Source organism: Bacillus cereus group sp. N6, assembly GCF_016483705.1.
GTDB lineage: Bacteria > Bacillota > Bacilli > Bacillales > Bacillaceae_G > Bacillus_A > Bacillus_A wiedmannii.
The window spans coordinates 1-233 of sequence record NZ_JAEHBI010000354.1; the positions used below are offsets into that span (position 1 = coordinate 1).

The following is a 233-nucleotide window of genomic DNA, read 5'->3' on the forward strand; positions in this document are numbered from 1 at the left end:
GTTCCCAGACTTTCTTGCCACTTAGTTCTGTTTTGTCCTTATTCTTGTAAGTATTCGTAATTGTTGTTCCGTCTACTTTTACTTCATAGTCTTTCACTTTTACTTCACTTAATTTGTACTCGAACTCTTTTCCTTGTTCATCGTACTTCGGAAGATCTTTGAAACTGAAGTTCCAGTTTCCTTCTTGATCAGCTTTTACTTCTTGCTCTTTAAACACTTTATCACCTTGAAGC

General features: G+C 35.6%; 1 protein-coding gene. It reads right to left on the reverse strand.

The window, feature by feature from the left end:
* Nucleotides 1–217 (reverse strand): Cna B-type domain-containing protein (locus tag JDS99_RS31560; protein ID WP_345943256.1); only part of this gene is annotated, 217 nt, incomplete at its 3' end.
* Nucleotides 218–233: the final 16 nt, after the last annotated feature.